General features: G+C 40.0%; 13 protein-coding genes. 7 read left to right on the top strand and 6 right to left on the bottom strand.

All coding sequences use genetic code 11. The features are described from left to right. The 7 genes from HWV58_RS01175 (at position 1) to HWV58_RS01145 (ending at position 6,772) form a co-directional block, all read left to right on the top strand. Positions 1-1,983: a type IV secretion system DNA-binding domain-containing protein gene (locus tag HWV58_RS01175; protein WP_175632301.1), complete on the top strand. Its 1,983-nt coding sequence runs from the start codon at positions 1-3 to the stop codon at positions 1,981-1,983. A 50-nt stretch (positions 1,984-2,033) separates the two neighbouring features. Next, on the top strand, positions 2,034-2,453 hold the full coding sequence (locus HWV58_RS01170) for a hypothetical protein (protein WP_175632300.1): 420 nt from the start codon (positions 2,034-2,036) through the stop codon (positions 2,451-2,453). After that, positions 2,450-2,929, top strand: a complete 480-nt coding sequence (locus HWV58_RS01165) for a M23 family metallopeptidase (RefSeq protein ID WP_175632299.1) — start codon at positions 2,450-2,452, stop codon at positions 2,927-2,929. The genes HWV58_RS01170 and HWV58_RS01165 overlap by 4 nt, the downstream gene beginning before the upstream one ends. Further along, a complete protein-coding gene (locus tag HWV58_RS01160; protein ID WP_235972609.1) occupies positions 2,904-4,124 on the top strand; it encodes an ArdC family protein in 1,221 nt (406 codons plus the stop codon). The genes HWV58_RS01165 and HWV58_RS01160 overlap by 26 nt, the downstream gene beginning before the upstream one ends. Positions 4,125-4,127: 3 nt before the next feature. Then, positions 4,128-4,913, top strand: a complete 786-nt coding sequence (locus HWV58_RS01155; protein WP_175632298.1) for a DUF4099 domain-containing protein — start codon at positions 4,128-4,130, stop codon at positions 4,911-4,913. Between the two features lie 38 nt (positions 4,914-4,951). After that, positions 4,952-5,779 carry a hypothetical protein gene (locus tag HWV58_RS01150; protein WP_175632297.1) on the top strand — a complete coding sequence of 276 codons (828 nt, stop codon included), beginning with the start codon at positions 4,952-4,954 and terminating at the stop codon, positions 5,777-5,779. A 336-nt stretch (positions 5,780-6,115) separates the two neighbouring features. Continuing rightward, positions 6,116-6,772, top strand: coding sequence for a class I SAM-dependent methyltransferase (locus tag HWV58_RS01145; protein ID WP_175632296.1), 657 nt, complete (start codon positions 6,116-6,118; stop codon positions 6,770-6,772). On the opposite strand, the gene HWV58_RS01140 is transcribed toward HWV58_RS01145, so the two are convergent. The 6 genes from HWV58_RS01140 to HWV58_RS01115 form a co-directional block, all read right to left on the bottom strand. Continuing rightward, positions 6,762-7,505, bottom strand: coding sequence for a polysaccharide deacetylase family protein (locus HWV58_RS01140; protein WP_175632295.1), 744 nt, complete (start codon positions 7,503-7,505; stop codon positions 6,762-6,764). The genes HWV58_RS01145 and HWV58_RS01140 overlap by 11 nt on opposite strands. Position 7,506: 1 nt before the next feature. Continuing rightward, positions 7,507-8,061 carry a WcaF family extracellular polysaccharide biosynthesis acetyltransferase gene (locus HWV58_RS01135; RefSeq protein WP_175632294.1) on the bottom strand — a complete coding sequence of 185 codons (555 nt, stop codon included), beginning with the start codon at positions 8,059-8,061 and terminating at the stop codon, positions 7,507-7,509. A gap of 2 nt (positions 8,062-8,063) precedes the next feature. Continuing rightward, positions 8,064-8,690, bottom strand: coding sequence for an exosortase Y (gene xrtY / locus HWV58_RS01130; protein ID WP_175632293.1), 627 nt, complete (start codon positions 8,688-8,690; stop codon positions 8,064-8,066). Positions 8,691-8,761: 71 nt separating this feature from the next. Further along, positions 8,762-9,610, bottom strand: a complete 849-nt coding sequence (locus HWV58_RS01125) for a glycosyltransferase family 2 protein (protein WP_175632292.1) — start codon at positions 9,608-9,610, stop codon at positions 8,762-8,764. Positions 9,611-9,650: 40 nt separating this feature from the next. Further along, positions 9,651-10,862 (bottom strand): XrtY-associated glycosyltransferase XYAG1, encoded by a 1,212-nt coding sequence (locus tag HWV58_RS01120; RefSeq protein ID WP_175632291.1) that lies wholly within the window; start codon positions 10,860-10,862, stop codon positions 9,651-9,653. Next, positions 10,863-12,161, bottom strand: coding sequence for a hypothetical protein (locus HWV58_RS01115; RefSeq protein ID WP_175632290.1), 1,299 nt, complete (start codon positions 12,159-12,161; stop codon positions 10,863-10,865). Positions 12,162-12,339 lie beyond the last annotated feature (178 nt).

Below are 12,339 nucleotides of genomic sequence, written 5' to 3'. Positions count from 1 at the left end.
ATGGAAGAAAGCAAAGAACAGCAGGCGCTGCACCGTTTTTTGCAGTTCTGCATTTATTTATCCCTGTGCTTAGATATTTTAATCTTTATTTATCGCGCGAAAAACCCACTGCCGGATTTTCTTTCAAGCTACTGGATGATGCGGCCCTTAACGTCGCTTTCCAAAATCTTAATCTATAGCGACCCACTATATTCCAGGGGATTTATTTTGCTGCTGATTTGCTTGGTCTCGATTGGTACCCTGGCTAAAAAGGAAAAAGATCTTAATGCAAAAAAGGCAATTGTCTATCCACTTTCAGCGGGACTCATCCTATTTTTCTGCAGCCTTTATTTTTATCATAAGACAGGAAAAGTAATCTTGATCCTTTTAAGCTGGAATGAGCTTGCTTATTGTTTTTGCCTACTTATGGGGACTATCTTGATTCATATTTCTATGGATAATATCTCAAAAATTATTAGCGCAAGACTTGGAAAGGACCGTTGGAATATCGAAGAGGAATCTTTTATGCAGGCTACAAAAGCCAAAACAGGACCTTACAGGATTTGTATCCCCATGCTATTTTATTACCGCAAAAAAGTTCATTCTGGTTTTATTAACCTGGAGAATATTTTCCGGGGTACGCTGCTTATCGGGACCCCCGGATCGGGAAAGAGTTTCAGCATCGTTATGCCTGTTATCCGCCAGTTGCTAGAAAAAGACTTTTGTCTGGCGCTATATGATTTTAAGTTTTGTGATCTCGCTCAGATCGCCTATCATCATTTTCTTTTGGCGAAAAGGCAAGGACGGATGCCCCTTCACAACTTTCACGTCCTGAATCTAAACCAGCTTGAGAACTCCAGGCGAATTAATGTATTAAGACCAGATTATATTCTCACGCTCGCAGATGCCTCAGAAACTGCAGAGGCGCTCGTAGAGGCATTAAAAAAGGGGGATAAATCCACAGGGAGCGATCAATTTTTTACCCAGAGCGCCGTTAATTTTCTCTCTGCCTGTATTTACTTTTTCTCCAGGTATGAAAATGGCCGCTACTCTACACTTCCGCATATTCTCTCCTTTTTAAATTGTTCATATGATCAGATTTTTGCAGCGCTGGTGAGTAATCCAGAACTCAGCTCACTGCTCTCGCCCTTCATGAGCGCTTACCGGGCAAAAGCCTTTGACCAACTCGAAGGCCAGATAGGAACGCTAAAGATTTTCATTTCAAGGCTAGCTACTAAGGAAACTTTCTGGGTGTTTTCAGGCGACGACTTTTGTTTGAAAATTAGTGATCCTTCCTCGCCCTCAACACTCATTTTGGCCAATGACCCTAATACACAAAACATCAATTCGGCCTGTTATTCAGTAGTATTGAACCGCTTGATCAGGCTTATTAATTCAAAGGGAAACCTGCCAAGTGCACTTTTGCTTGACGAATTGCCCACAATATATGTCCACCGGATCGAAAATCTGATCGCAACGGCCAGGAGCAATAAAGTTGCGGTATTAATGGGGCTTCAGGAGCTCCCACAGTTTCAGCAGCAATATGGCAAGGAAGTAGCATCGACAATCTGCGCGGTGGTAGGCAATGTGCTTTCCGGTTCCGCGCGTAATAAAGAAACGCTGGACTGGTTAGAAAAGCTCTTTGGTAAGGTAAAACAGATGAGCGAGAGCCTTTCTATTGATCGCAGTAAAACTTCAATCTCTTTAAGCGAAAAACTAGAACACCTCATTCCATCGGGGAAAATCGCTTCACTAAAAGCAGGAGAGCTTGTGGGCATGCTTGCTGCTGATACAGATGAAAGCTACAGTGGAAGCTTTTCACCTTCGGTGATTAATTGTAAGGTGAATCTAAATCTGAAGGAAATTGAGAAAGAAGAATCCTTATACCCTAAAATGCCCATATACTATGACTTTAAAGGTAAAAAGGAACAAGTCCTCAGCGAGAATTTTCAGCGCATCAACGCTGAAGTAGCTGAGCTGATATCCCGGTTTCCTACTGGTTAAACCTTACTCCAGTCTAGCTAAACCTACTTAAAACTTCAAAAATAAACTTTATGGAAAAATATTCAGGAATGCTTGCGCTGGTTAGTGACCAGTCGCAGGATGGAAAAATGAAATTAGGGGTTATTGGAGGCCTTAACCCCGCAGGTACTTTGGTTAATTTAAGTTTTGCTGACCTATCGGTTTCCAGCCTCCCCAGTGATCTTGTGTTAGTACTAAAAGATAAAAATGCACTTTACGGGCAGCTTTTATCTTCCTCAAGGGAGCTTGAAATGCAGGATTTTAAAGTACTGTTGAGGGTGAACATGCTTCAGGAAAAAAATAGCATGAGCTCAACTCTGCAGGCTATGGAACTTCTTAAAACCAGTCCCAGCGCAGCGCAGTTTGCAACAGTGAGCCTGTCGAGCCAACTTGGCCTCAGCCCGCAGGTTTCGAAAACTGAAACGCAAACAATAGAAAGGAGGGGGCGATGAAACTTTTTTTATTAACCAGTCTACTATCGCTAGCTGTATTACAGCCGGCTTCACTTTTTTCTCAAGTTGCGTTGCCGCTTTCTCCAATGCTCATCACCAGTCCTTATGGGTTTAGAAATCATCCGATAACAAGAGTTAAGGATTTTCATAGTGGGGTTGACCTGGCCGCAAATCATTCCATTATTTATGCAGTGCTTGCCGGCAAAGTAATAGCTTGTGGGGATCACCCTATACTGGGAAGGTTTGTTAGGATCGATCACGGGGAAATTCAAAGCGTATATGGACACCTTTCCGTTATCTTTCCAAGGCAAGGGGACTGGGTAAAAGCTGGTGAGCCAGTTGGGATATCAGGAAACAGTGGTCGAAGTACCGCAGAGCACCTTCATTTTAGCGTGCTATATCAAAATCGGCCCATTCATCCACTGAAATTTCTGCTTCAGCTTCAAAACGATGAGAAAGGAGGTGGTGATGGATAAGGCCCCTTTATACCTTCAGGTTGCCCATAGGCTTATTGACGAGTTAAAAAAAGGAACAGCTCCCTGGCAAAAGCCATGGAATGCACAAGGAATTCCAGGTATTTCCATGCCCTACAATCAGCAGACCGGGCAGCGCTACAAAGGGATTAATGCAATCAATCTACTTTTGAGTGGGTATGAAGATCCGCGCTGGCTCACCTTTAAGCAGGCTGAGTCATCAGGGTTTAAAGTTAACCATAAAGCCCATGGCAGCTTGATTCAGTTCATTAAAACCCATCAGCAAAAAAGTTTACTCGACGAACGGGGAAACCGGATTTACGATGAGCTTGGTAATCCGCTTTACCAGCAGGTATTACTCAGGAAACCCATCATCAGTAATGCCTGGGTTTTTAATGCAGAACAGATGAGCGGGCTTCCGGCCCTGGCTCCCCCTAATGCTAAAGAGATAAAATGGGATCCGGTAAAAAGAGCTGAATCACTGATTGCCGCTAGCGGAGCTAAGGTAGAGCATAAGTTTATCGACCGGGCTTATTATCACCCCGCCTATGATATCATCACCATGCCTGACCGGTCGCAGTTTGATTTGTCCTCAGGTTACTACGCCACCTTATTGCATGAACTTGCGCATTGGACAGGGCATCCAGATAGGCTAAATAGAACGGAGCTAATGAGTAGTGGCATGGAAGCTTATGCTAAGGAAGAGCTGCGGGCTGAGATTGCATCGATGCTTATAGGGGATGAGTTTCGTATCGGACATGATCCATCGCAGCATACCGCTTACATCGAAAGCTGGGTGTCAATACTCGAAGATACCCCTTTTGAAATCTTTAGCGCTGCTGCAGATGCTGAAAAGATATTCTCATTTCTTAGCTCTTTTGAACAGAAAAGAGAAATATCCCTTGAAAACCAAGCAGAAGCAGAAAAGCTGTTAACAGGTAGTGCCCAAAAAGTCGTGAAATATTTGTCCACAGGGGATGAGATCAGTTATAATGGCCAAATCTATAAGATTCAAGGGCATTTAAAGCAAGGCAGGCTCAAAGTCGAGCAGCAGCCTTCGGGAATTATATTCACCCTTTCAAAAAGCGATCAGCTTTATCACTCGCTAAGCGAGATCAAAAGCTCACTATTGCAGCCAGCTAAAAAGCAGGATGCCTCCCCACAGATAAATTCTGAAAATAATAACATAAAAAGATAACCTATGAAAACTCTATTTCAACAGAACCAACTGCCTTTAGCGCAGTTAAGCGCGCTCGGAATTTATCACGAGAACCAGCTTTTGCTTAATCCAGAAGAAATCAGCGCACTATTATCCGGACGACGCACGGAGCTAATCAGTCTTCATCACCTAAAAGGGGAAAAATTTGACATCGAGCGGCTGGATGCGCGCCTTTCCCTACATCGGGATGAGCATAATGGGGTGGAACTTTTAATCCACCCCATGTACCATTCCCCAAGAAAACATCCCCTGTTAACTGAGCCTGAAATGTACGGGCTTATCCAGGGTAAGAAAGACTTTATCGCTAAGCGCATTCAAATCGATGAAGGCATCTCGACCATGTACAACATCGAATTTGATCCAATTACAAATGATTTTGTCGGCTATAATGTACCCGAGGTTCAGGCGCCAGACCTGGTAAATGGGATAATGCTAGATGCAGCGCAAAAAGAAGCATTTAAGAAAGGCATGCTGATTGAACTTTCTGATGGAACTCGCTTTCAGCATCGTGTTACCCAGCCTAAAGGGCTACTTGCAGATCGCAGGGAGCTAATAGTCTCTGTGCTTGTAGATGGCGGTATTTCTTACCTTTTAATTAAAGATATTCAGCCTTTAAGTAGTATCCGAACACAGCTCAATCATCACACCCCTGCTTTTAATAAAGCACTTGCAGATATGCAAGGGATCACGGAGAACAGCCTTCAAGTACAAAATATGACGCAGTCTGCTTTCATCAAGCTTCCCGATTATAAAGGGATAGCTAGATAATGTTAAATAATTAATCATCAATATTAAAACTTACCACAATGAATGAGAATAATTTGCAATACCTACAAAAAATGCTCGACCATCTTGGTTTCGGAACCCGCCTTAATTCGGTATTAGAAAGTGCTATATATAAAAAGCCCGAGTCCTTCACTATCGGCCTCAATCAGAAATATATACCTGCCGAATTCCGGTCTGATCCTTCCAAAGGTGTTGATATGATGCATTTCGACCTTCAGTTTAATAAATCCAGGGAAACTGATGCTTACTTTTTAAACGGATTTGAGGCGAGCCTCAAACGCTACAATACTGAACAGTCGGTATCGAAAATCTTTGATATTGAAAAACATCATCGGATGACAGCGCTCCAGTCATATAAGCTCCTGTGCGGACTTTCCCTGCAAAAGGATATTTTTTTACGTGATCTCACCCATAGTAGTGGAGACACATTAGAGCGAATCCCTGTTTGGTTTTCGCTGGATTTACAAGTAACCAACGAACGTGGCAATCATCCTTTGAATAGGTTTTATCCCGGCTACGGGTTTGATCTTGAAGCAACGGTAGACCGCTTCAACTTTAAGGGACTAGAAGATTTGCAAAAGCGCGATGCTGTAATCAGGGCGTTGAAATACGGCAATTTATTTGAGCTGCCGTTAGAAATTGAGGGTAAAGCTCAATCAGTTTATGTCTCAGCAAATCCTGAGATGAAAAATTTAAACATTTTTTCGAAAGACATGCAGCCTCTTAAGCATGAGCAAATATTTTTCACAACAACTACTAGTGAGCTGGCAAATCAATCAAATATGCCCCTAGCGAATCAGAAAGTTGAGCCGGACAATGAGCAAAAAAAGTTTAAAATTGGCCGCTAGGTTGGCACGCTCTAAATAAAATCCAAAATGTATGGAGGGTTTTATTTGATGGCCATAGCTTCGCGCCAATGCTTTTTGAAGTTATTCTGGACTAGAAGTTCAGTGAAAAGTTGTGGGATTTTGGGATAACTTTCTCAATGGTGAATTAAAAGATGATTAGGGTACTCAGTAGGTAACTACATTTTTAATTTTTCAGTTATAAAAGAAATCATTAATAGCAAAGAGAAAATAAAAATCGACACCTTTGCTTTGGCTTGGTCAAAGCTGAATGTACGGCTGAGGAACTAAATAAGATCCATGACAAATGGCCACTTTACTTGAGTGGAAAACCAAAACATGGCAAAGCCCTTATCAGAAATGGCAGTGAAATCTTTACTCATAGATAGAATCTTTAATAAAATTAGTAATATATTCTACCAAAGGCTTTCTTGGCGATTTGCACTGGGAAATAGGGTGCCAAGAAGTATATGGGATAAACAATTTAGTGATGGTATTTGGGACTACCTATATAGCGAAAACGAAAAGCAACACTATCAAATAATTGTTAGTCACCTGAAACACTACACCCAAGCGCCATCATTGCTTGACATAGGCTGTGGACAAGGGGTCTTGTACCATTATCTTAAAGAAAGTAACAATTCCATTGAGTATTTTGGGATTGATCTCTCAAAACGGGCTATTGAAATTGGGAAAAAAGAATTTCCAGAAGCACACTTCTCACAACTGGATTTCGACCGTGAAAAACTAGATAAAAAATTCGATGTAATCGTTTTCAATGAAACGCTTTATTATTTTAACAGGCCTTTGAAAACAATAGAAAAGGTTATCAAGCATAATTTATGCCCAAATGGTTACCTGATCATCTCGATGTGTGATTACATCGGACATGATGTAATTTGGGAAAAATTGACTAAGCTATATCACCCTTTAAAAATGGATACAGTTGAAAACCAGACAGGACAAAGGTGGAAGATAGCTGTATTTAAACCCTGATGAGATTGTAGAGATGTAATAAGGGATCTCCAATGAAACGCAGCCCCCTGTAAATATGACCGAGTTTAAAGCTCATGGATTTTTTGGTATCGCTTTCATGGATACCAAATCTTCTTAAGGAAAGTTGAGTTTGAATGGGGGTATAGATGCCTGTTGCGAATTGATAGCCAGCACTTTTTAACAGTGCAGTATAGTGTTTGGGTATTTGACCATAAGGATACGAAAACGAGATGATTTTTTTTCCCAGTAGCGCTGTTAATATGGCTTTTGATTGGTAGGTTTCGTTTTCGGAAATCTTCTGGTTTGGTTCCGGCCTTATATGGTTGTCTCCGTGGCTACCAATCTCCATTCCGTTTTCCGAAAGATATTGCAACTCACCGGCAGACATCAGTCTGATTGGTTCAAATCCCTGCTCCTCTACATCCCAGGAATTTATGCCTCCAATTTGTGCCGTTGGAATAAAAAACACCGCCTTCATCCCCCGCTTTAACAGCTCTGGCACAGCATGATCGAATAATGATGCCGGGCAATCATCGAAGGTGATGATGATTTTTTTACTCAGGTCAACATCCGACCCCATTAGATTCATTGTTTCGAAAGTAATGGTTTCATAACCGTGTTCGGTTATACAATCCAAGAAATTGTTAAATTGCTTTGTGCTTATAGTCCAGCCTTTTAAACTGCGGTGTGAGTTATCAGCAATATGATGAAACATGGCAATAGGCAAATTCATTTTAGCCGGAAATTGTCCTTTCTTTAATTTTTATTGCAGGGTTGCCCTGGTAAATACTATATGCTTCAAGATTTTTAGTCGCTACACTACCCATGGTTAATACGGAATGGCTATGCAAAATTACACCGGGCCCCACTTTAGCTGCCGCACCTATCCAGCTGCCTTCTTCGAGCGTGATGGGCGCAACAATTAAATCGAAACCAACGTGGCTGTAATTATGATTTCCTGTTATAAGCATTGCTTGCTGGGAAATGCAGCAATTTGAGGCTAAAGTAACCATTGCCAAATTTTCAATATAGCAATCAGCAATCCAGCTGTAATCTCCAACAATAAGCCTCCAGGGATATTTGATATGAACCCCTGGTTTAATTCTGACCTGTTTTCCAATCTTCGCACCAAATAACTTCAATAGAAAAACAAGGATGGTACTAAAAGGCATTATCCTGCTCTTAAAAAAAAGTATATCGGTAAAATACCATAAAAATTGTTTTATGACTGATGCTCCCGTTTGAAAATCTCCGGTGTCGAAATTTTTATGTAATTGTGTCTTTTTCAAAATCAAAATGAATGTGATTCGGATGGAGCGTCTACAGCTGTTTTTATTTTTGCTACCCCTTTCGTATTTTTTTTAATCCAGAAATAGAGCTGAGTAAAAATACAGATGTAAACAATAATATTAAAGATCTCGTGGTGATAGGTGAAATTCTGTCTTTGCGATTGAAAAAAACCGAGCAATACACCCAAGCCTGCAATTCTGCAAATGTTTAAAAGGTAAATAGTTACCAATCCAATAACCAACATTTTAAATGTTGATTTCCATGAGGCTGGAAAAGCCAAAACAAATGCGGTTAAGAAGCTCATTACTCCAAGGCCAAGGCAGGAATAATTGATCCGCAGATATGGCCCTGCTACCACCATTACGTCCGATTCATTGTGAATTGCATAAAAACCGAATAGTTTAATGATCCATACTGCAGGTATAATTAGCGCGGTTTTAAGCCCTTGAATGTAATCAAAATGCTCAGCTATGAATGCATTATAATAAGTGCCGCCGGGTGTCATGACGCTGTTCATGAATAGATTACCCTGGCTGAATAATATGTACAAGATAAAAAGCATCACCACAAAAGTAATTGCTTTCCTATCGGCTTGTTTCCTGGCTTCTTTATTCTGGATTTCGTTCATAACACTGGGCATATTTTGCAATAAAGGTAAAGCTTTTCTTTTTTACTTGATATTAACTTTATCATCCTGAATTAACGATGTTTTAGCTGATTGATTTTTTTATCCACCAGTTTTCTGAACCAAAGCCCCTGGAGATAATGAAATTTCCTTGCTGTTTTGTTATCTAAAATTCCCAGTTGAAAAATCATTCGATAGCCATAATAGAGGTAAGGGCGAATCCCTAGCGGGAGTTTCCACCAAAGGCGTTTAAACCAGGCCTTTTTTTCGTTCGGATTGCCAAATAGTTTTGGTTTTATGGTTTGAATCCTGATGTTGTCCATCCGTTCTATTTCTTCCTCTGCAATTAAATCGCTATATCTTTCATGTTTTTTAAACCAAAAGTCAATGTCGTTTTCTTTCAGGTTTTCTTCCAGTAGGTGCCCGTCTTTCCAGATAACAGTTTTACCCGGCACAATAAAACGATGATCCATATTTTCATTTAAATCGGAGTAACCGACACCGGTTCGAAACATTTTTAGCAGGTAAATGGGATAAAACCCTCCATAACGAATCCAGCTACCCTGAAAAATATTTTTACGGCTAAAATAGATGCCGTTTACTTGTTCAAAGTCATCATTTTTAAATTTTTGAAGCCGATGCAAAAGTTCTGGTGTAACGATTTGGTCAGCATCCAGGCCTATTGTCCAGGGAGTTTTTACATCAAAGTTCTTGAGTGCAAAATCCCATTGTTTCGGATGGTTGATAAAGGCATTATTTTTTACTTCCGCCCCGTAATCTGCAGCAATTTTAAGGGTATTATCAGTGCTGCCACTATCGAGAATGAAAGTAGGAGCATGCAGGCCCTTAATGGATTCCAATAGTCTGGATAAATGAATTTCTTCATTAAAAGTTAGTATGATGAAGCTAAAATTTTTGTTCATGTAGGGGTTATTTCAGCCTAATGGTGTTTGAAGATGAAATTTATACTGTTTGATACAGTGCGATGTACCGTTTAATCAAAGCATCATCACTAAAATCCTGTTGGATCGTAAGCGGTGCTATATCTCTGATGTTTGCCCTTCCAGCTATATTGTGAAAGGCTGAAATGATACCGTTTTGAATCGCATCGATTTCTAATGGGGTTACCCAGCCCAGCTGCTTGTTGTTTACATATTCAGCCAGGCCAACCCGATCACTAAGCAACACAGGTGTACCAACACTCAGGCATTCTACTACCACATTGGCGAAGTTCTCATTGTAAGAGGTTAGTAGCATCAAATCATGCGCGGCCATTATTTTGTACTTATCCTGGTTATTTACCTGTCCGATCCAGGAAATTTTGTGAGTTAGATTTAATTGCCTGGTCAGCTCCTTCAGGCTTTGCAAATAGGTTTCATCACCTGAGCCGGCAATCGTTAACTTCCATGGTATATCAACTGTTGCCAAAGCCTTAAATAAGAGCTCAAGCCCTTTTTTTTCTTCAATACGGGAAAGAAAAATAAGTTTGAAAGAATCCTCTGCAAGATCTTTACTACCTGCTACCGAAGAACCGGGGTTTTGCGTTTCACAAGATAAGTTAACCAAATTAGGAATCACCCTGATACTTTTTGGCTTTAAAATTTTTAAAATATCGGCCTCCTCCTGTTCGCTGGTGGCATGGATGTGGCAATATTTTAGCAATCTTTTACCCAATAATAAATGGATTATTTTTTTGGAGAATGAATTCCGGTTGCCAAGCGTATAAGAAGTAAGCATCCCACGGGGTGAAAGTACAATGGGGACACCATACCACCGCGCAACGAAACAACTTAGTACTGAAACTAAATTCCACCAGGCATGGATATGGATAATGAGTTTAGCGTTTGGAGCGTGGAGTCTGGGCTTTCCCAAATTGTTGTTATCTTGATAGCAAAGAATTTCTTTCCTTAACTTCAACAACAGTCCCGGCGAAAAATGGCTGTGATTTTTAGTCCACCGTTTAAAATAAGTTACCTTTACCCCTTCAACCGAAACTGGAACATTAGTTTTAACTTCCAGTTCATTTGTGCCGTTGGCAGTCGTAGTCAAAACCTCAAGATCATTAACCTTAAGCGTGCCATCCCCCAAAACTTCACATAATTTCGAAACACTTTGTATGGGGCCTCCATAAATGTAGGCTGGTTTATAGGAAGCTGTAATGTGAATGATTTTCACTTAGATTTCAATCTGTTTTAATAGTCTCTTTAACGCAAAACGACGGAGCAATTCATAGATAATGAGATACATAAATAAGCCGCCAATTAGTTTATTCAATGCAGATTCAAACATATATATGAGTATAAACAAGGGGATGATCATTCCGGTCCCAATTAATTTATTTGGACTACTCGTCATCACATATTTATATACAACACCAATTAATAGACCGTATATAAATAGGCTAATGAACATTCCCGGGACTCCGAAATCGATATAATTTTCGGTAACATAGCCCAAACTAATCGATGTACCCTGTTCAGTACCGGCAACAAATATTCCGGAATATTTTCTTGTTGTTTCAGAATCGTCAATTGCAGCTTTATTGGGGAATAGAATGCGGGGTTGTAAGACCCTTGTAATGGCATCGCCCCACAAACGACCATGGGTATGTGGAATAACCCTTGGCACATAATCTATAGTTGCAGATAAATAATCTATATAAGCTAATCTATCTACAGTTTGTTTGAAGCCAATATCGATCGCGTTCTGATCTACTTTTCCAACTAAATCACCGAGTTTATTTAATGATTCACCAGTGCTTCTTATAACATTTTGATTTAATTGCCCCCCTGACAGATACTTCCTATATTCTGGCTTTACGTACTGCCATATGATAATCATGTAAACTAATGAAACAGTAATTGCAGCAAGCGGTAAAACTTGTTTGAATTTCAGCTCTTTACTGTAAATTAATAAAATACCCCCAAAAACAACCAGAAAATAATCCTTAAAACTAGAGAAGAATCCCGTTAAACTCATTACCACTTCAGCAACTGCAATTATGGCAAAAAGCTTAAACTGTTTGGTATATAAGCAACTTACCATGAAAATGAAAAACACCATCCATTTAAAATCAGCTAATTTAGAAATTGGCTGTTGGAGCCCGCCAAAGCGGAAGGAGCCTTCCGAAATAAAAGGATAAACCAGCGTAACGATGATGTAAATGGGGATGAGTCTTCTCGAATCGTACGATAAGGCCAGAACCTTATATTCGTCATCAGGAAGTTCATAGTTTTTAATAATCAAATAAATGCCGAGTGCAACGGCAATCAAGCCAATATTTCCAAGCATGAAAGCTTCCTGTATATTTTTATAATTATCAAAGGTCTCTGCAAAATCAATTCCTTCAAAATTGGCATAAAATACTTTGATATTAACTGAAGACCATTGCAACATAAGTCCCATAAAAAGAAATGGTGCTTCATTTTTTTTCCATAGGCAAGAGAATAAGATAAACGGAACAATTACAGCCATTAAAGTTTGAAAAGGGTTGTGACTGGTAATTGAGTATAGTATCAACAGAAAAAGTAAGATTTTCCCTGAATTTCCTATCGATTTAAATTTATCCATTTAACGTATTCTATCTATTTAAAATTTTGCAAATATTTGAAATTCCGGTAACATAATCGAAATGGGCAATAATTTCCTTAGA

It is taken from the genome of Pedobacter ghigonis (genome assembly GCF_903166585.1).
GTDB lineage: Bacteria > Bacteroidota > Bacteroidia > Sphingobacteriales > Sphingobacteriaceae > Pedobacter > Pedobacter ghigonis.
This window is presented reverse-complemented; position numbering and strand designations above follow the sequence as displayed.

Excerpts from the sequence above, each read along its gene's own strand:
- HWV58_RS01145 (WP_175632296.1), top strand. The coding sequence starts at position 6,116 with ATGGCAAAGCCCTTATCAGAAATGGCAGTGAAATCTTTACTCATAGAT.
- HWV58_RS01160 (WP_235972609.1), top strand. The coding sequence starts at position 2,904 with ATGAGAAAGGAGGTGGTGATGGATAAGGCCCCTTTATACCTTCAGGTT.
- HWV58_RS01165 (WP_175632299.1), top strand. The coding sequence starts at position 2,450 with ATGAAACTTTTTTTATTAACCAGTCTACTATCGCTAGCTGTATTACAG.
- HWV58_RS01175 (WP_175632301.1), top strand. The coding sequence starts at position 1 with ATGGAAGAAAGCAAAGAACAGCAGGCGCTGCACCGTTTTTTGCAGTTC.
- xrtY (WP_175632293.1), bottom strand. The coding sequence starts at position 8,690 with ATGAACGAAATCCAGAATAAAGAAGCCAGGAAACAAGCCGATAGGAAA.
- HWV58_RS01140 (WP_175632295.1), bottom strand. The coding sequence starts at position 7,505 with ATGAATTTGCCTATTGCCATGTTTCATCATATTGCTGATAACTCACAC.
- HWV58_RS01170 (WP_175632300.1), top strand. The coding sequence starts at position 2,034 with ATGGAAAAATATTCAGGAATGCTTGCGCTGGTTAGTGACCAGTCGCAG.
- HWV58_RS01115 (WP_175632290.1), bottom strand. The coding sequence starts at position 12,161 with ATGGCTGTAATTGTTCCGTTTATCTTATTCTCTTGCCTATGGAAAAAA.
- HWV58_RS01155 (WP_175632298.1), top strand. The coding sequence starts at position 4,128 with ATGAAAACTCTATTTCAACAGAACCAACTGCCTTTAGCGCAGTTAAGC.
- HWV58_RS01125 (WP_175632292.1), bottom strand. The coding sequence starts at position 9,610 with ATGAACAAAAATTTTAGCTTCATCATACTAACTTTTAATGAAGAAATT.
- HWV58_RS01150 (WP_175632297.1), top strand. The coding sequence starts at position 4,952 with ATGAATGAGAATAATTTGCAATACCTACAAAAAATGCTCGACCATCTT.